The organism is Sphingomonas sp. LaA6.9 (assembly GCF_022601895.1).
GTDB lineage: Bacteria > Pseudomonadota > Alphaproteobacteria > Sphingomonadales > Sphingomonadaceae > Sphingobium_A.
Genome location: NZ_JAKVIO010000002.1, coordinates 129,928 through 148,509, shown reverse-complemented (window position 1 = coordinate 148,509; position 18,582 = coordinate 129,928). Strand labels below are relative to the sequence as shown.

The window sequence follows — 18,582 nt, the reverse complement described above, 5'->3', positions numbered from 1 at the left end:
CAGCCGACAGTCGCCGCCAGCGTCCGCCGGCTTATTTCTATTGGGAAAATCATGGACGCCGAAACCCGTCTCAAACGTCTCCGCTTCCGCGCCTGGCACCGCGGCACGCGCGAAGCCGACATGCTCGTTGGAGGATTCTTCGACACATATTCGGAAAGCTGGACGAAAGAAGACGTCGATCTGTTCGAGGTGCTTATCGAGGAAGCCGATGTCGACATCCTCGCCTGGGCGATGGACATGGCCGACGTGCCCGAGCGCTATCAGGGCCCGATGATGACCGCGATGAAGAAGCTCGACTATATTCCGGTGGCGCGTTGACCGATCTCACGCGCATTCTGAAGGCCGCGGGCCCGCTCACGCTCTCGGGCGCACCAACGGGCTTTCTGCCCTGGCTGATGGCCGATCTCGCCCGCGCCGCCAAGGGGCGTGCGGTGTTCGTCGCTTCCGACGATGTCGCGATGCGCTCGCTCGTCGATACCGCGCATTATTTCGCGCCCGAACTAGAGATCCTGTCCTACCCGGCGTGGGACTGCCTTCCCTATGATCGCGCCTCACCCTCGTTGCGCGTAACCGCCGAACGGCTGGCGACGCTGCACGCGCTGCAGCGCAACGCGACACGGCCCCAATTGCTGGTGACGACGCTCAATGCGATCACCCAGCGCACACTTACCCCCTTTCGCATCCGGCAGCTCGTGGCCAGGCTCGCGCCGGGCGAACGGATCGAGCGCGATGCACTTGCGGCGCTGCTCCAGGCCAATGGTTATGTCCGCGTCGAGACGGTCGCCGATGCGGGCGAGTTCGCGGTGCGTGGCGGACTCGTCGACCTCTTCCCCTCGGGCGAGGAACAGGCGCTCCGCCTCGATTTCTTCGGCGACGAGATCGAGAGCGTTCGCCGTTTCGATCCCGCCGATCAGCGCACGACCGGGCGCATCGACGGCTTCACGCTCCTCCCCGCGTCCGAGGCGCTGCTCGATGAGGAGAGCATCAAACGCTTCCGGAGTCGCTACAGGGAAATCTTCGGCGCTACCGCGACGGGTGATCCGCTCTATCAGGCGATTTCTGAAGGGCGTCGACTCGCGGGCATGGAGCATTGGCTGCCGCTGCTCGAAGAGCGCATGACGACGCTGTTCGATCATATTGGTGACGATGCCGTGATCGTGCGCGACAGCGGCTCGACGGGCGCGGCAGAGGGGCGCTTCGAGGCGATCGCCGACTATCACGCCAATCGCGAGCGCGCGCGGACGAGCGATCCGGGCAGCTATCGCCCGATCGACCCCGGGATGCTGTACCTTGATGCGGCCGAGTGGTCCAAGGCGATCGCAGAACACGCAATCCACCTAACCTCACCTTTTCACGAACCCGAGAGCGCGAACGTTCTCGACTTTGAGGTCGAAGGGCCGCGCGATTTCGCGCCCGAGCGTGCGCAGAACGCCAATGTCTACGAAGCCGTCGCCGCGCACGCCGCTTCGCTCAGGAAGCAGGGCAAGAAACTCGTCCTTGCCAGCTATTCGGAGGGTGCGCGCGAGCGCCTGGGAGGCCTCCTCGCCGATCACGGGTTGAAGGGTGGCCGCGCCGCCGACACCTGGCAGGAAGCGCTCGGCACCGCCGCCTCGGCAATCGCGCTGATCGTGCTCCCCCTCGATCACGGCTTTACAGCACCCGATGTCGCACTGCTGACCGAGCAGGACATGCTCGGCGATCGTCTGGTCCGGCGGCAGAAGCGCAAGAAGAGTGCGGACGCGTTTCTCGCCGAACTGGCGACACTCAGCCCGGGCGATCTCGTCGTCCATGTCGATCATGGCATCGGCCGCTATGAAGGGTTGACCTCGATCCCGGTTGGGCAGAGCCCGCATGACTGCGTCTGGCTGACCTACGCGGGCGGCGACAAGCTGTTCGTGCCCGTCGAGAATATCGACGTGCTCTCGCGCTACGGCTCCGATGGCGAGAATGCCACGCTCGACAGGCTGGGCGGAGAAGCCTGGCAGCGTCGCAAGGCGCGGATGAAGGAACGCATCCGCGAAATCGCGGGCGAACTCATCGCCACCGCCGCCAAACGGGCGCTGCGTAGTGCACAGGTCGCCGAGCCCGACAGCGGCGGCTATCCTGCATTCGTCGATCGCTTCCCCTATCAGGAAACCGACGATCAGGACCGCGCGATCGCCGATGTCATCGACGATCTCGGCGCGGGCAAGCCGATGGACAGGCTCGTCGTGGGCGATGTCGGCTTCGGGAAGACCGAGGTCGCGCTGCGCGCCGCCTTCGTCGCCGCGATGGCGGGAATGCAGGTCGCGGTGGTGTGCCCGACCACATTACTCGCGCGCCAGCATCACATGAATTTCCGCGACCGTTTTCAAGGCTTCCCGCTCAACGTCGGGCGCCTTTCGCGCCTCGTTCCCGCGGGCGAGGCCAGGGCGGTCAAGGAAGGGCTGGCTGACGGCACGATCGACATCGTCGTCGGCACGCACGCGATCCTCGCCAAGGGGATTGACTTCAAGCGACTTGGCCTCGTCATCGTCGACGAGGAACAGCGTTTCGGCGTGACGCACAAGGAACGGCTGAAGGCACTCAGGACCGACGTCCATGTCCTCACGCTGACCGCCACCCCCATCCCGCGCACGCTGCAAATGGCGATGTCGGGATTGCGCGAGCTTTCGGTGATCCAGACTCCGCCCGTCGACCGGCTTGCGGTGCGCACCTATGTGATGCCCTGGGACCCCGTCGTGCTGCGCGAGGCGCTGCTGCGCGAGCATTATCGCGGCGGGCAGAGCTTCCTCGTCACCCCCCGCATCTCCGACCTGCCCGAGATCGAGAAGTTCCTGAGCGAGGAAGTCCCCGAAGTCCGCTATGTCGTTGCGCACGGCCAGATGGCGCCCGGGCTCGTCGAGGAACGCATGTCGGCCTTTTACGACAAGCGTTATGAAGTGCTGGTTTCGACCACCATCATCGAAAGCGGGCTCGACATTCCGAGTGCCAACACGCTCATCATCAATCGCGCCGATCGTTTCGGGCTCGCGCAGCTCTATCAGCTGCGGGGCCGCGTCGGACGCTCCAAGACGCGCGCCTATGCCTATATGACCACCGCGTCCGAGCGGCTGATGACCGAGGCGGCGGAAAAGCGGCTCAAGGTGCTGTCCGACCTCGACAGCCTCGGCGCGGGCTTCCAACTCGCCAGCCACGACCTCGACATTCGCGGCGCGGGCAACCTGCTTGGCGATGAGCAGTCGGGGCACATCAAGGAGGTTGGCTTCGAACTCTACCAGTCGATGCTCGAGGATGCGATCATCGAGGCGCGCGCGGGCGGCGCCGGCCTTGAACCACGCCGCGAGGACTTCTCGCCGCAGATCACCGTCGACGCGCCGATCATGATCCCCGACGATTACGTCCCCGATCTCGACCTGCGCATGGGGCTCTATCGCCGCATGAACGAACTCGAGAACCGCGAGCAGATCGAGGCGTTCGCCGCCGAGCTAATCGACCGCTTTGGCAAGCTGCCCGACGCGACCGAGAATCTTCTCCGGATCATCGAGATCAAGTTGAATGCGAAAATGGCGTCGATCGCCAAGATCGACGTCGGCCCGCGCGGTGCGCTCGTCAGCTTCTTCAACGACGATTTCCCCAATCTTCCTGGACTGTTGGCCTATGTCCAGCGCCTTGACGGCGTGGCGAAACTCAGGCCCGACAGCAAGCTCGTCATCAACCGCGCCTGGGGAGATCCCAGGTCGCGGCTCAACGGTGTGCTGCAATTGTCCAAGGGGCTGGCAAAGGCGGCTGTGTAAAGCGAGCTATGCCCGCATCACGAGATTGCTCAGCCGTTCGCTGTCGACCGGCTCCGAGCACAGATAGCCCTGGTAGTAGTTGCAGCCTTCGCGGGCGAGCAGGGCGAGTTGCTCCTCGCTCTCCACGCCCTCGGCGATCACCGCCAGGCCCAGCGAACGCGCCATTTCGATGACGCCGCGCACGACGATACGATCGCGCGTCGAGCCTGTGATGTCCTCCGCAAGCTTCTTGTCGATCTTCAGATAGTCGAGCGGCAGCGCCTTCAGATAGGCTAGGCTCGAATAACCCGTGCCGAAATCGTCGATCGCAACGCGGCACCCCGCCTCGCGGAGTTCGGCAAGCAGCGCAGCGGCATCGCCAAGATCGCGGATCAATCCCGATTCGGTAATCTCCACGGTCAGGCGACCGCGCGGGAAACCGCTATCGTCGACCATGGTCAGCAGCCGCTCGACAAAGCCGGGCACTGCAATGTCTGCGGCGGTGACGTTGATCGAAAGTCGCAACTCGGACAATGCGGCGGGCCATGATGCGGCGATCGCGACTGCGCGGCGCTGCACATGCTCCGAAAGCTGGGCGACATAATCCGACCGTTCCGCCGCCGCGAACAGCGTCACCGCGCCCAGTTCGCCAAGATCGGGATGGTTCCAGCGCGCGAGCGCTTCGACGCCCACGATCGCGCCCGTGGTCACCGATACCTGCGGCTGGAAGACAATATCGACCTCGCCCTGGTTCAGCGCGCGGCGAAGGTCGATCTGAAGCCGCCCGTGCAACGCGACGTCGCCGGGGTTGGCGCCGCTGATCACATGCACCGCGCCCGATTCGGTTGCCTGTGCCTCAGCCAGCGCCGCGCTGGCACGCCGCAACAAGATGGTGGCGTCATCCTCTCCGGCACCCGAGATCGCCATGCCGATGCGACAGGCCAGCGGCACCATTTGTGCGCCCGATATGAACGGGCGCGCGATCGATCGCGACAGTTCTTCGGCGAGGAAGCGTGCCTTGTCCTCCGTCACGTCGTGATCGAGGCCGACTGCGAACTCGGCGCCCGCGATTCGCGCTACCAGCGCACGACGTCCCGCCGAGGCACTCGCCAGCGCCTCGATCCTGCGCGCGACCGAGCGCAGCAAAGCGTCGCCCGTCGCCCGCCCGAAAGCAGCGTTGATCATGTCGAAGCGACTGATCGAAAGCAGCAGCAGCGTTACCGGGCCGGCGGCCTTGAGGCGTGCCTCGATCCAGCGGCGTGTCGCGACGCCGTCGCGCAGGCCGGTCAGCGAATCGCGGTGCCCCCTCTCGGGGCGTTCGTCGAGTTCGCCCAGCGTATCGAGCGTTTCGATGCTGCCCGCTACACCGATGCCGGACAGATCTAGGTGCAGGTGATGCGCAACGCGTTCACCACTCGGCTCGGGCATGTCGTGCGCGAAGGCGGTGGCCCGCGAACCGGCGCGCAATCGACGGGCCGCGCCGCGCGCTGCCTCGCGGCCTTCCACGCCGAGCAGGCGGTAAAAGTAAGTCAGCGATATGGGGCGCTCGGGTGGAAGCGCCAGGCGCTCGCGCAGAGGCGCTCCGATCCTGAGGCCACCCACGGGGTGATAGTGCCAGCCCAGCATGTCATCGAGGCCAAGCCGCGTGCCGTCGCCGGCCTGCCCGCCACCCGCCAGCCTGTCCGCGAGCCGCTCGGCGAACCGCAGCGTCTGGGCGAACTCCGCATCGCCAAAGGGACTGGCGAGATAGTGCGTCGCGCCCGCCGCGAATATGGCGTCGAGCGCCGAGACGTCGTTACGTGAGAGCAGCACCAGCAGCGCTCCCGCATTGGCCTCTACCGGGTCGGCCAGCGCCTTGATCGCCGCCAGCCCTTCGGCAAGAGCACCGCGCGCGTCGACCACCGCAACCGCCGCACCGCTGACGATGAAGCGGCGCTCGACACCCTCGGCGCGGCGCGCGGCGATCGTGCGCCAGCCCGCAGCCTCCGCCGCCGCGGCCAATTCGTCACGTTGTCGAAACGAAAGCATGAACAGCGGCGCCCCCTGACGTGTGCCCAGTGCCTCGTCGCCTTCTTTGCCCACACAGTCCCCCGTTTGCGCGCATGCTAGCGCCAAGCACCTCCCACGCAAACGGGTTTGTCTTGCTCCACGCCCGTGCTGCGCCTAGCTAAAGCCTATGGAGAGCGTGCGCGACCCCGCCCAGCCGGCACTGACCGACGGCCTCGGCCGTCGTATCACCTATTTGCGCCTGTCGGTCACGGACCGCTGCGATCTCAGGTGTCGCTATTGCATGGCTGAACATATGAGCTTCATGCCCCGCGCGGCGATCCTGTCGCTGGAGGAAATGGCGCTGCTGGCGGACAGGTTCGTGGCACGGGGCATCCGCAAGATTCGGCTGACGGGCGGCGAGCCGCTGGTGCGTCGCGGCCTGGAAGGGCTGGCGAAATCGATCGGGCGTCATATCGAAACCGGCGCGCTTGATGAGTTGACGCTCACCACCAACGGCACACGGCTCGACGAGATGGCTGCCCCGCTGTTCGATGCAGGCGTGCGCCGGATCAATGTCAGCCTCGACAGCCGCGATCCCGAGCGCTTCCGCTACATCACGCGCTTCGGTGATATCCAAAAGGTGTTTGCCGGACTGAAGGCAGCGAGGGCGGCGGGATTCGCTATCAAGATCAACATGGTCGCGCTCAAGGATTTCAATGACGACGAGATCGAGCCCATGCTGCGCTGGTGCAGCGACGAGGGATTCGACCTCAGCCTGATCGAAACGATGCCGCTTGGCGCGATCGATGAGGACCGGGTGGATCGCTTCCTGCCCCTGACGCGCGTGCAGGAAGATTTGCGCGAGCGCTTCACGTTGCGTCCGCTCGACTTCACCACGGGCGGCCCCGCGCGTTACTGGCAGGTCGAGGAACTGGGCGTTCGCATGGGTCTGATATCGCCGCTGACGCGCAATTTCTGCGACGGATGCAACCGTATCCGGCTCACCGTATCGGGGCGGCTTTATATGTGCCTTGGTCATGATGACCGCGTCGACCTCAAGACGGCCCTGCGCGAGCGCGGGATCGACGCCGTTGATCCGCTGATCGACGAGGCGTTGCGCCTCAAGCCTGCGCGTCACGACTTCCACATCGACAGGCGCGATGCCGCGCCAGCGGTCGAACGGCATATGAGCGTGACCGGCGGATGAGCCTGGAACCGACGCGGGGACTGATAGCTTCCCCCACGCCCGCCGCCCAGGAAGCCGCAGCGCAACTGCGCGAGATGTACCATTGGGTCGAGCCCGAGCGCGCGGACATGATCGTCGTGCTTGGGGGGGATGGCTTCATGCTCCAGACGCTTCACGCGATGCTAGAGCGTCGGCGGATCGTGCCCGTGTTCGGGATGAATCTCGGCACCGTGGGCTTCCTGATGAATGAGTGGCGCCCCGACCTGCTCGAGGACCGGATATCGCGCACCAAGGCGTTCGCGGTCACCCCCTTGCGCATGGATGCCGAGACCATCGAAGGCGAGCGGTTCTCGCTGCCCGCGATCAACGAAGTCTCCCTGCTGCGCGAAACGCGTCAGACCGCCAAGATCGAGGTGATGGTCAACAAGCATGTCGTGATACCCGAACTGGTGTGCGATGGCGTGCTCGTCTCGACGCCTGCTGGCTCGACCGCGTATAATTTCTCTGCACAGGGGCCGATTCTGCCGCTGGGTTCGGCAATGCTCGCGCTGACACCGATCAGCCCGTTTCGTCCGCGCCGCTGGCGTGGTGCGATCCTGCCCGAAAAATCCCGTTTTACATTGAAGGTGCTCGACGCCGCAAAGCGCCCCGTCAGCGCGGTGGCGGACCAGCGCGAAATCCGCGATGTGTCGCGCGTCGAGATCGGAATCGATCCTTCGGGCACGCTCACCCTGATGTTCGATCCCGAGCATGCGCTGGATGACCGGATCGCGATGGAGCAGTTCGTCATCTGAGGCGAAAAATGTACAGCGGAGTGCTTGCCAAGCCGCGAAAGCCGCTGCTATAGGCGCGCCTCGCTTTGGCGATATTCCCCGGTAGCTCAGCGGTAGAGCATCCGACTGTTAATCGGACGGCCGCCTGTTCGAATCAGGCCCGGGGAGCCATCCCGAATTGCGCGAGAACATTCCCCGGTAGCTCAGCGGTAGAGCATCCGACTGTTAATCGGACGGCCGCCTGTTCGAATCAGGCCCGGGGAGCCACTCCAAATTCGTAGAAATATACTCATTTCCCACGAAGGCGGAGCTTTGTCTTATAAACCGCTGTCCTCGTGATATTTTCATGGCTGCCGTTCGGGTCATCCCGAGGCCGTCAGAATTGTGCTGCGTGCGACCTCACTTCCCTTGTCAGGAAATCGGTGACCGCGCGAAGCCGCGGCGAGCGCGCCAGGTCCGCATGATAGATGAGCCAATAGCTGCGGATGACTTCGATCTCGGAAGGCAGCACGCGGACGAGCCTCATCTCGGGCGTGACGGCGAAGCAGTGAAGCAAGCCAAAACCCAGCCCGGAAACCACAGCTCCCATCTGCGCCGCGACCGAACTTGAGCGAAAGACGCACTGGCCACCCAGTGACTCGTCGAGATAGCGCAACTCGGGCAGGTCGATCATTTCCTCGATGTACGAGACGAAAGGCCTGTCGCGCAGGTCCGTCATGCGTTCGACAGGGCCTGCGCGCGCGAGAAAGTCCTGCGAGGCGTAGAGCCCGATGCGATAGTCGACCAGCCGCATCGCACGCAGCCGGCCACGGTCCGGACGGTGCAGGCCGATCGCAATGTCGGCCTCCCGCTTCGACAGGTTCACGGTCCGCGATTCCGGGACCAGTTCGAGTTCAATACCGGGGTGTTGCGCCGCAAACAGGTGCACGCGCGGCGCGACAAAGAATGTGCCGAAGGCCTCGGGTGTGGCCAGCCGGACCGTTCCCGAGAGCTGCTGCTCCTGGCCGGCAAGCGTGCGGCCGACGGCAAGCACTTCGGCTTCAATACGCTCCGCATGGTCGAGAAGTTCAAGCCCGGCCCGTGTCAGTTGCACACCGCGAGGCGAACGGTCGAACAGGCGCGTGCCCAGCGACTGTTCCAGCGCCGACAATCGCCGCGCGAGCGTGGCGTGGTTCAATCCCAGCCGCTGACCGCCCGCAACAAAGCTCCCGCTCCGCGCGACGGCCAGGAAGAGCCGGAGGTCGTCCCAATCGAGCATCTACATATTCGCACAGCTGTTTCGCATTTTACCCCCATATATGACCTGAATTGCAAAGGCTATCGACGCGCAGGACACGGAAAAGGAATCTGCCCATGCGATTGATCCAGCATTTCATAGACGGCGTTTCGTTGAACGACGCCCCCCAGCGGCTCGGAGACGTGTTCGATCCGGCGCTTGGCAAGGTCCAAGCGCAAGTGGCGCTCGGCGACGCCGCGCTTCTGGAGCGCGCGGTCGCGAATGCCAAGGCGGCGCAGCCAGGCTGGGCGGCGCTCAATCCGCAGCGTCGTGCGCGTGTGATGTTCCGCTTCAAGGAACTGATCGAGCAGCACATGGACGAACTCGCCGAACTGCTTTCGCGCGAGCATGGCAAGGTGATCGCGGACTCGAAGGGCGATATCCAGCGCGGGCTCGAGGTGGTCGAGTTCGTGTGTGGCGTGCCGCATCTGCTCAAGGGCGAATATACCGAGGGCGCGGGGCCGGGCATCGACGTCTATTCGATGCGGCAGCCGATCGGCATCGCGGCAGGCATCACGCCCTTCAACTTCCCGGCAATGATCCCGCTTTGGATGTGCGCGCCGGCAATTGCCTGCGGCAATGCCTTCGTCCTCAAGCCGTCAGAGCGCGACCCGTCGGTGCCCGTGCGACTGGCCGAAATGGCGCTCGAGGCAGGGATGCCCAAGGGTATCCTCAACGTCGTGCACGGCGACAAGGTCGTCGTCGACGCGATCCTCGACCATCCGGACATCAAGGCCGTGAGCTTCGTCGGTTCCTCCGACATTGCGCAATATGTCTATGGTCGCGGCGCCGCCGCGGGCAAGCGCATGCAGTGCATGGGCGGGGCGAAGAATCACGGGATCGTGATGCCCGACGCCGACCTCGACCAGGCGGTGGCTGATATTGTCGGCGCAGCCTATGGCTCGGCGGGCGAACGCTGCATGGCGTTGCCCGTGGTGACGCCGGTGGGCGAAGAGACCGCGAACCGGCTGCGCGAAAAGCTGATCTCGGCGATCGCCGATCTGCGCGTTGGCGTGCCGACCGATCCCGACGCGCATTACGGCCCCGTCGTGAGCGCGACGCACAAGGCGCGGGTCGAGAACTATATCCAGATGGCGGTGGATGAGGGCGCCGAGCTCGTGGTCGACGGACGCGGCCTTTCGCTCCAGGGCTATGAAGGCGGCTATTTCATGGGCCCCACGCTGCTAGATCGCGTGACGCCCGAGATGCGGAGCTATCAGGAAGAGATCTTCGGCCCGGTGCTTCAGATCCTGCGTGCGAAGACCTTCGAGGAAGCTGTCGCTTATCCGACGCAGCACCAGTACGGAAATGGCGTCGCCCTGTTCACGCGCAATGGCGATTTCGCGCGGAAATTCGCGAGCAGCGTGGAGGTGGGCATGGTTGGCATCAATGTGCCGATCCCGGTGCCTGTCGCCTATCACAGCTTTGGCGGCTGGAAGCGTTCGGGCTTCGGCGACCTGAACCAGTATGGCATGGACGGCATCCGCTTCTACACGCGGACCAAGACCGTCACGCAGCGCTGGCCGAGCGGCGGCGCCGTGCTCGACCAGAGCTTCGTCATTCCAACGATGAGCTGATGTTCGAGGGGGCGGCCAATACGGCCGCCCTTGCCTCTCGCCTCAGACCCGGCCGGTCACGGGCACAAGTGCGCCAGTGACCGCCGAGGCACCCGGCGACAGCAGAAATCCGACGACATTTGCCAGCTGCTCGGGCGTGACCCAGCGATCAAAATCCGCGTCGGGCATGTCGGCACGGTTCGCGGGCGTGTCGATGATGCTGGGAAGCAGCGCGTTGACGCGGACGCCCTCGTCCTTCAGCTCTTCGGCGAGGGCTTCGGTAAGCCGCGCGACCCCTGCCTTCGATGCGGCATAGGCGCCCATCCCAGCCCCCGCCTTGCTGGACGCCGCGGCGCCGATATTGACGATAGCGCCCCCCGATTTGCGCAGCATCGGCATCAACGCGCGCGTGGCGATGAGCGCGGTCCTGACATTCATCGCATAGAGCTTGTCCCAGGTCGCGACATCGCCATCGGCAACGGTTTCCCAGCGAAAGCCGCCGGCGATGTTAACCAGCCCGTCGAGCCCGCCCAACTCAGCCTCGATCCGCGTGGCCGCGTCAAGCATCGCCTGTTCGTCGCCGAGATCCACCCCGCCAAGCGCGAGCGCGACTGCATCTGCGGGTACGTCGGCCAGATCGATGCCGACGATCTTCCAGCCGGCCTGGCCGAGCACTTCCACGGTCTTGCGACCCAGAGCGCCCGCGGCGCCGGTGACTGCGACTATTCCCGTCATGGCTACTCCCTTTTTTCTACGATTCGCGCGTCGATGTGGTGCTTAAATGCCCGACATGCAAAGATACTTCATCTCGACATAGTCCTCGATGCCGTGGCGCGACCCTTCGCGACCGACCCCCGATTCCTTGATCCCGCCAAAGGGCGCGACTTCGGTCGAGATCAGGCCCGTGTTGATCCCGACCATGCCGACCTCGAGCGCCTCGCCGACGCGCCAGGCGCGCGCGAGATCGCGGGTATAGAAATAGCCCGCCAGACCGACTTCGGTGTCGTTGGCCAGCGCGATCGCATCTTCCTCGGTGTCGAACACGAACAGCGCGGCCAGCGGCCCAAAGGTTTCCTCGCGCGCCAGCAGCATCGCGGGGTTGCAATCGGCGATCACAGTGGGCTCGAAGAAGCTTTGACCAAGCGAATGACGCTGGCCACCCGCGACGACACGGCCGCCCTTGGCAAGCGCATCGGCAACGTGTTCCTCGACCTTGGCTACGGCTGCCTGGTCGATCAGGGGGCCCTGCGTGCTTCCCTGCTCAGCACCCGGCCCAACGTTCAGTGCGCGCACAGCGGCGGCAAGTTTTGCTTCGAACGCGGCTGCGACGTCACGCTGGATGAAGATGCGGTTGACGCAGACGCAGGTCTGGCCGCTGTTGCGGTATTTGGAGGCCATCGCCCCTTCGACAGCTGCATCGAGGTCCGCATCGGCAAAGACGATGAAGGGCGCGTTCCCGCCGAGCTCCATCGAAATCTTCTTCATCGTCGGCGCGCACTGCGCCATCAGCGTCTTACCCACCTCGGTCGAACCGGTGAAGCTGAGCTTGCGCACAATCGGGTTGCCGGTGAGTTCCGCCCCGATCACGCGCGACGATCCGGTGACGACGTTGAAGACACCCGCTGGCACGCCGGCGCGTTCGGCCAGGGCCGCAAGTGCCAATGCTGTCAGCGGCGTCTGTGTCGCGGGCTTGAGCACCATCGTGCATCCCGCAGCGAGCGCGGGCGCGGCCTTGCGCGTGATCATGGCAGCCGGAAAATTCCACGGCGTGATCGCGGCGACGACGCCGATGGGCTGGCGGATCACGACAATGCGGCTGTCGGCGCGGTGGCTTGGTATGACCTCACCGTAGACGCGCTTCGCTTCCTCTGCGAACCACTCGATGAAGGACGCAGCATAGGCGATCTCACCGCGCGCTTCGGCCAGTGGCTTGCCCTGCTCGCGCGTCAGGATCATCGCCAGATCCTCCTGGTTCGCCATCACCAGATCGAACCAGCGGCGCAGAATGCGCGCGCGATCAGCGGCTATGCGGTCCCGCCATGTGGGCAGCGCCGCTTCGGCTGCCTTGATCGCCGCGCGCGTCTCGTCCGCACCAAGCTCCGGGACCGAGGCAAGGACCTGTCCCGTCGCCGGGTCGGTCACTTCGATCGTCGCAGTGCCTGTCCAGCGGCCGCCGACAAGGCACTGTTCGCGGAGCAACGCAGGATCGGAGAGGGAAATGGTCATGGAGCTCATCCGTGGGCGGTCCTTGAGAATGGTTTTTTTGCATTGCCGCGGCTTGCTGCCACCGACGAGTGACCTCGGTCGCGCGATCAAAGCGCTCTTGCGATCACCATGCGCTGAATGTCCGAGGTGCCCTCATAGATCTGGCAGACGCGGACATCGCGGTAGATCTTGGCGAGGCCGAACTCCTCCAGATAGCCATAGCCGCCCAGCGTCTGGATCGCTCCCGAGACCACTGCCTCGGCGGTTTCGGAAGCGAAGAGCTTGGCCATGGACGCCTGGGTCAGACAGGGCTCGCCGGCATCCTTCAGCGCGGCGGCGGCGAGCACCATCTGGCGCGCGGCTTCCAATCGCGTCGCAAGATCGGCAAGTCGAAATCCGACGGCCTGATGCTCCATGATCGGTTTGCCGAAGCTCTTGCGTTCCTTGGCATAGGCGACCGCGATCTCGAGGCCGGCTTGCGCCATGCCGACGCACTGCGCGGCGATACCGATCCGGCCCGCCTCGAGGTTCGAGAGCGCGATGCGATAGCCCTCACCCTCGCCGCCCAGCATCAATGCGTCCTCCACGAAGAGTTCGTCGAAGCGGATAGCGCAGGTGTCCGACGCCGCCTGTCCGAGCTTGTGCTCGACCTTGTCCACCGAATAGCCGGGCCGGTCGGTGGGTACGAGAAAGGCCGATATTCCCTTCTTGCCTGCAGCGGGATCGGTGACCGCGAACACGATCGCAAGGCCCGCGATACGCCCCGAGGTGATGAATTGCTTGGCGCCGTCGAGCTGCCAGCCGCCCTCGACACGCGTCGCACGCGTGCGGATCGCTGCCGCGTCGGATCCCGCATCGGTCTCCGTCAGCGCAAAGGCGCCGATCATCCGCCCGGAAATCAGATCGGAAAGGAAGCGCTTCTTCTGGTCATCGGTGCCCAGCCGCAGCAGCGCCGACACGATGAGGCTGTTCTGGATCGACAGGATCGTCGACAGCGCGCCGTCACCGGCCGCCACTTCCATCAGCGCGAGCGCATAGGAGATGTAATCGGCTCCCGCGCCACCGAACTCCTCGGGCGCGGTCATGCCCATGAGGCCAAGCCCGGCAATCTCCTCGAATAGCGCCTGGGGATAGCCGCCTTGGGACTCGAACGCGGCGGCATGCGGACGGATACGCTCCTGCGCAAAGTCGCGAACGGCATCCCTGATGGCAATTTGCGTGTCGGAAAGAAGCATGAAACCCACTGGCCGAAGTTTAACCTGCCGGCGTATTGCGCCGCTCATTTCGGACCGTCAATCGTGACGGCCCAATCGGGGGCAAAGCATCCACTCTGCGATGCTGTGACGCGACCGGCATTTGCTCATGAGCATTGGGGCATGGCGCTCCAATACCCTCAGGCATCGACGCGGCGATGTATGGCCTTGTACGGCGTCTTGCCGCGTCCCGGCGCATTGACAAGGTGCGCCCGCTCCGCCCACTGCCTCTTCAAGAAACGCCGCCCGCGCGAGCTTTCGCGGCGACATTCATGATTGAGGACAGCTGACATGGGGATCCGCACGCGCTTCACCGAATTGGCGGGTATCGAACATCCGATCGTCCAGGGCGGCATGATGTGGGTCGGCCGCGCCGAGCTGGCCGCGGCAGTCTCGAACGCCGGCGGTCTCGGTATCGTCACCGCGCTCACGCAGCCAACGCCCGACGACCTGCGCCGCGAGATCGATCGCTGCCGGGCGATGACCGACAAGCCGTTTGGCGTAAACCTGACGATCCTGCCCTCGGTCTCGCCCCCGCCCTATGCCGAGTATCGCCGCGCGATCATCGACAGCGGCGTGAAGATCGTCGAAACCGCGGGCTACAAGCCGCAGGAACATGTCGACGACTTCAAGGCACATGGCATCAAGGTCATTCACAAATGCACCGCCGTCCGCCATGCACTTTCCGCCGAGCGCATGGGTGTCGACGCGATCTCGATCGACGGTTTCGAATGCGCGGGCCATCCGGGCGAGGACGACATTCCGGGGCTGATCCTGATTCCGGCGGCCGCCGATCAGGTGAAGATCCCCATGATCGCGAGCGGCGGGTTCGGCGATGGACGCGGTCTCGCGGCGGCGCTGGCGCTGGGTGCCGAGGGCATCAACATGGGCACGCGCTTCTGCGCCACCGTTGAAGCGCCGATCCACGAGCGTATCAAGCAGTTGCTCGTCGAAAATGACGAACGCGCGACCAACCTGATCTTTCGCGCGTTCCGCAATACCGGTCGCGTTGCCAAGAACTCGATTTCCGATCAGGTGGTGGAATTGGGAAGCCGTCCGGGCGCAGTATTCGAGGATGTCCGACCGTTGGTGTCGGGTGCCAAGGGCAGGACCGCGCTCGAAACGGGCGACATCGATTCCGGGCTTATCTGGGCCGGCCAGATCCAGGGTCTGATCCACGATATTCCGACCTGTGAGGAACTGGTGGCACGCATCGTGCGCGATGCCGAGGCCATTATCCGTGGCCGTCTTTCCAACCTCGTCGTCGAACCCGAGATGGCGTGAACGGGTCAGAAGGCGACGGGAGGACAGCGCTATGACGACGGACCAGCATGATGACCAATCCGTGCGCGGGGGTGGCCCGCTCGCCGGATTGCGCGTCGTGGAGTTTGTCGGCATCGGCCCCGGCCCCCATTGCGCCATGCTGCTGGCCGATCTGGGTGCCGATGTCGTCCGCATCGACCGCGAAGGTGGCAATGGCTGGGAAAACCCGATCGTGGATCGCGGGCGCGCAACTGTCACGGTCGATCTCCGTTCCGAAGCAGGGCGCGACTATTGCCTGGGCGTCACCGATTGCGCCGACGTGGTCATCGAGGGGTTCCGTCCGGGCGTGATGGAGCGGCTCGGCCTTGGCCCCCAAGTGCTGCTCGAACGCAATCCGAGGCTCGTCTTTGGCCGCATCACGGGATGGGGACAGACCGGTCCGCTGGCGAAATCGGCAGGTCACGATATCAACTATATCGCGCTGACCGGCGCGCTCGCTGCGATGGGACGTCCCGGTGAACCTGCGCAGCCCCCGCTTAATCTTGTCGGCGATTTCGGCGGCGGATCGATGCTGCTGGCCTTTGGCATCATGTCGGCGCTGTGGGAGCGCGAACGCTCGGGCAAGGGGCAGGTCATAGACGCGGCGATCGTGGATGGCACCTCGTCGCTGATGAGCATGTTCGCTGGCCTGCTGCCAAGGGGCGCGATTTCCATGGAACGCGAATCCAACCTGCTGGCGGGCTCAGCACCCTATTATCGTTGCTATATCTGCGCCGATGGCCGGGAAATCTCGATCGGGCCGCTGGAGCCGCATTTCTATGCCGAACTCCTGAAGCTGATCGGCGCGCCGCCGGCACTTCACGAAGAACGCCTTGATCCGGCGCGCTGGCCTGAGCATTGCGTGGTTCTTGCGGAGATATTCAAGAGCCGCACCGCCGCCGAATGGACCGCGCTGTTCGACGGTACCGACGCATGTTTCGCGCCGGTTGTTCCGCTTCATGAAGCCTCCGAGCACCCGCACATGGCCGAGCGTGGCGTCTTTGTGACGCATGACGGACTTGTACAGGTTGCGCCCGTCCCCCGTTTCTCGCGCACGCCGGGTGCAATTCAGCCATCGCGCGATGGAGCTACGGCGGTCGCCGCGTGGCAAGAAACCGGATTGGCCCGATCATGATGGGCACAGGCGAGGCAAGGCGACAAACAGCCGCCGGATGGCAGATACGCTGGAACGAGGAACTGTCACAGCGGGCATATGCCGAGGGCTGGTGGCGACAGGACACCTGCGCCGACGCGCTGCGCCGTATCGCGCTGGAGGACCCCGATCGCATCCTCGTGATCGAGGGCGATGCGCGCCTGTCCGCGGGCGTGATCCACGACAATGCCGCGCGCATGGCGCAGACGATGCTATTGCGCTTTGCGCCCGGCAGCGTCGTTTCGTTCATGCTGCCCAACTGGCACGAGGCCGCGGTGATCTACATGGCGGCGACGCTGGCCGGAATGGTCGCGCACCCCATCCTGCCTTCGCTCAGGGATCATGACCTGCGCTTCATGCTCGCCGATGTCGGCAGCCGCATGATCTTTGTTCCCGCCGAGTTCCGCGGGCACGACTATGCTGCGATGCTGTCGCGCGTCGCGGAGCAGATCGACAACCCGCCCGAGACCGTCGTCGTGCGCGGCGATGCCGGCGTCCACACGCCCTATCTGCGGTTGCTGGAGGGTGGCGACGCTGCGGCCGAACTGCCGTCGCTCGATGCCGACGAAGTACGCATGGTCATGTACACCAGCGGGACCACCGGCAGGCCCAAGGGCGTCCTCCACACGCACAATTCGATCAATGCGCTGATCCGCCAGATCGGCAAGCACTGGCTCGTGGCGCCCGGCGACCGCTTTCTTGTGCCCTCGCCGATCAGCCATATCGGCGGTTCTATCTACGCCTTCGAAACCCCGCTGCTGCTCGGCGCGACCGCCATCCTGATGGATCAATGGGACGCGGGCGAAGCCGTCCGGATCATGGACGACGAAGGTTGCACGCACATGGCAGGCGCCACGCCCTTCCTCCAGCAGTTGCTGGCGGCTGCGCGCGCGGCTGAAACGCGTCTGCCCGCGCTCAAGCTGTTCATCTGCGGCGGCGCATCGGTCCCGCCCGCGCTCATTCGCGAGGCATCGGACTATTTCGATAACGCGATCGTCTCGCGCGTCTACGGATCTACCGAAGTGCCCGTAAGCACCGTTGGCGTCATCAGTTGCGGCGATGTCGAGCATGCCGCAGAGACCGATGGTCGCCCCGGCATCGCGACCGTGAAAATCGCGTCCGATGGCGAGATCCGCGCGCGCGGCCCGCAGATGATGGTGGGCTATGTGCATGTCGAGGACGAGGCCAGCGCGTTCGACGAGGAAGGCTATTACCGGACGGGAGATCAGGGGCGCTGGGTCGACGGCGACCATCTGGTCGTGACGGGGCGGATCAAGGATATCATCATCCGCAACGGCGAAAACATCGCACCCAAGGAGATCGAGGACCTGCTGGTCGCGCATCCGGGGATTGCCGAGGTTGCGATCGTAGGCATCCCCGACCCACGCACGGGCGAGCGCGCGGTCGCGGTGATCGTGCCGCGCGATGGCGCCGCGCCCGACGTGCCCTCGATCAGCGCGTTCCTGGCGGACTATGGCGTCGCGCGCTTCAAATATCCGGAGGCGGTGGCGCTTTGGGAGGCGCTGCCCAAGAATGATGCGGGCAAGGTGCTCAAGCAGGTGATCCGCGCGAAACTGGTCGCAACGTGATTAGCTGCGCGTTTCCCGCAAGTTGGTGAGGGGACGACGATAGGAGATGTCGTTACGGTCGCGCGTCGGCGCGCCGTTGCCGTGAATGTCGGGCACGTCGGCGAAGGGGATCGTCATGGTCGGAACCATGCCCGACCATTCGATGGCATTGCAGCGCAGCGCGATCCGCCATGTACCGTCGCGCCGCTCGAGCCGATCGACATAGCGACCGCCCGCTACCCAGTTGGTATCGTCGCGGTTGCGGCCGACGAAGAGATAATAGGTTTCGGCGTGTGCCGTATCCCCGTCGATCTCGCAGCTATGGTTGAGCAGATTGTGGTGGGTCGCCACCTGGCCTTGTTCATGGAGGCCCTGCGCCCAATCGTAGAGCGCGTCGGGCTGGCCGACGAAATCACCCGCTGCGATCGTCGCGTCCGCATGGAAGGCCGACAGGAACAACTCCCTGTCGAAACGATCCATCCCCCGGCTGAAACGCGTCAGACAATCGAGAATGTCTTGCCGATCAAGCAGTTCCTCGAGGCGCGCGAGCTTTGCCGGCTCCATCG

14 protein-coding genes and 2 tRNA genes are annotated in these 18,582 nt (G+C 64.7%); 10 read left to right on the top strand and 6 right to left on the bottom strand.

Going from position 1 to position 18,582, the window contains the following annotated elements; genetic code table 11:
* The first annotated feature begins 51 nt into the window (after nucleotides 1-51).
* The gene (locus tag MKI88_RS01860) at nucleotides 52-318 is read left to right on the top strand and encodes a succinate dehydrogenase assembly factor 2 (RefSeq protein ID WP_241628945.1); all 267 of its coding nucleotides are present in this window, start codon (nucleotides 52-54) and stop codon (nucleotides 316-318) included.
* Nucleotides 315-3,776 (top strand): transcription-repair coupling factor, encoded by a 3,462-nt coding sequence (mfd, locus tag MKI88_RS01855; protein ID WP_241628942.1) that lies wholly within the window; start codon nucleotides 315-317, stop codon nucleotides 3,774-3,776. Before MKI88_RS01860 ends, mfd begins: the two co-directional genes overlap by 4 nt.
* 6 nt (nucleotides 3,777-3,782) lie before the next feature.
* On the opposite strand, the gene MKI88_RS01850 is transcribed toward mfd, so the two are convergent.
* Nucleotides 3,783-5,783 carry a bifunctional diguanylate cyclase/phosphodiesterase gene (locus MKI88_RS01850; protein ID WP_241629128.1) on the bottom strand — a complete coding sequence of 667 codons (2,001 nt, stop codon included), beginning with the start codon at nucleotides 5,781-5,783 and terminating at the stop codon, nucleotides 3,783-3,785.
* Between the two features lie 148 nt (nucleotides 5,784-5,931).
* Between MKI88_RS01850 and moaA the strand changes: the two genes are divergently transcribed.
* The 4 genes from moaA (at nucleotide 5,932) to MKI88_RS01830 (ending at nucleotide 7,970) form a co-directional block, all read left to right on the top strand.
* Nucleotides 5,932-6,951: a GTP 3',8-cyclase MoaA gene (gene moaA, locus MKI88_RS01845; RefSeq protein ID WP_241628939.1), complete on the top strand. Its 1,020-nt coding sequence runs from the start codon at nucleotides 5,932-5,934 to the stop codon at nucleotides 6,949-6,951.
* Nucleotides 6,948-7,724 carry an NAD kinase gene (locus tag MKI88_RS01840; RefSeq protein WP_241628938.1) on the top strand — a complete coding sequence of 259 codons (777 nt, stop codon included), beginning with the start codon at nucleotides 6,948-6,950 and terminating at the stop codon, nucleotides 7,722-7,724. Before moaA ends, MKI88_RS01840 begins: the two co-directional genes overlap by 4 nt.
* Nucleotides 7,725-7,799: 75 nt before the next feature.
* Nucleotides 7,800-7,874, top strand: a tRNA-Asn gene (locus MKI88_RS01835).
* Between the two features lie 21 nt (nucleotides 7,875-7,895).
* Nucleotides 7,896-7,970 (top strand) — tRNA-Asn (locus MKI88_RS01830).
* Between the two features lie 109 nt (nucleotides 7,971-8,079).
* Here MKI88_RS01830 and MKI88_RS01825 read toward each other — a convergent pair.
* Nucleotides 8,080-8,961, bottom strand: a complete 882-nt coding sequence (locus MKI88_RS01825; RefSeq protein WP_241628937.1) for a LysR family transcriptional regulator — start codon at nucleotides 8,959-8,961, stop codon at nucleotides 8,080-8,082.
* A gap of 95 nt (nucleotides 8,962-9,056) precedes the next feature.
* On the opposite strand from MKI88_RS01825, the gene MKI88_RS01820 reads away from it, so the two are divergent.
* Nucleotides 9,057-10,556 carry a CoA-acylating methylmalonate-semialdehyde dehydrogenase gene (locus MKI88_RS01820; RefSeq protein WP_241628935.1) on the top strand — a complete coding sequence of 500 codons (1,500 nt, stop codon included), beginning with the start codon at nucleotides 9,057-9,059 and terminating at the stop codon, nucleotides 10,554-10,556.
* A gap of 42 nt (nucleotides 10,557-10,598) precedes the next feature.
* Here MKI88_RS01820 and MKI88_RS01815 read toward each other — a convergent pair whose 3' ends face one another.
* The 3 genes from MKI88_RS01815 to MKI88_RS01805 form a co-directional block, all read right to left on the bottom strand.
* Nucleotides 10,599-11,270, bottom strand: a complete 672-nt coding sequence (locus MKI88_RS01815; protein ID WP_241628932.1) for an SDR family NAD(P)-dependent oxidoreductase — start codon at nucleotides 11,268-11,270, stop codon at nucleotides 10,599-10,601.
* Between the two features lie 42 nt (nucleotides 11,271-11,312).
* Nucleotides 11,313-12,761: an NAD-dependent succinate-semialdehyde dehydrogenase gene (locus tag MKI88_RS01810; protein ID WP_241628929.1), complete on the bottom strand. Its 1,449-nt coding sequence runs from the start codon at nucleotides 12,759-12,761 to the stop codon at nucleotides 11,313-11,315.
* Nucleotides 12,762-12,847: 86 nt separating this feature from the next.
* Nucleotides 12,848-13,975 carry an acyl-CoA dehydrogenase family protein gene (locus tag MKI88_RS01805; RefSeq protein ID WP_241628926.1) on the bottom strand — a complete coding sequence of 376 codons (1,128 nt, stop codon included), beginning with the start codon at nucleotides 13,973-13,975 and terminating at the stop codon, nucleotides 12,848-12,850.
* 309 nt (nucleotides 13,976-14,284) lie between these two features.
* On the opposite strand from MKI88_RS01805, the gene MKI88_RS01800 reads away from it, so the two are divergent.
* From MKI88_RS01800 to MKI88_RS01790, 3 genes are read left to right on the top strand one after another with little or no spacing between them, the layout of a single operon-like run.
* Nucleotides 14,285-15,277 (top strand): nitronate monooxygenase family protein, encoded by a 993-nt coding sequence (locus tag MKI88_RS01800; RefSeq protein WP_241628923.1) that lies wholly within the window; start codon nucleotides 14,285-14,287, stop codon nucleotides 15,275-15,277.
* Between the two features lie 31 nt (nucleotides 15,278-15,308).
* Nucleotides 15,309-16,430 (top strand): CaiB/BaiF CoA-transferase family protein, encoded by a 1,122-nt coding sequence (locus MKI88_RS01795; RefSeq protein ID WP_241628920.1) that lies wholly within the window; start codon nucleotides 15,309-15,311, stop codon nucleotides 16,428-16,430.
* Nucleotides 16,427-18,037, top strand: a complete 1,611-nt coding sequence (locus MKI88_RS01790; protein ID WP_241628918.1) for an AMP-binding protein — start codon at nucleotides 16,427-16,429, stop codon at nucleotides 18,035-18,037. Before MKI88_RS01795 ends, MKI88_RS01790 begins: the two co-directional genes overlap by 4 nt.
* On the opposite strand, the gene MKI88_RS01785 is transcribed toward MKI88_RS01790, so the two are convergent.
* Nucleotides 18,038-18,580 (bottom strand): nuclear transport factor 2 family protein, encoded by a 543-nt coding sequence (locus MKI88_RS01785; protein WP_241628916.1) that lies wholly within the window; start codon nucleotides 18,578-18,580, stop codon nucleotides 18,038-18,040.
* Nucleotides 18,581-18,582 lie beyond the last annotated feature (2 nt).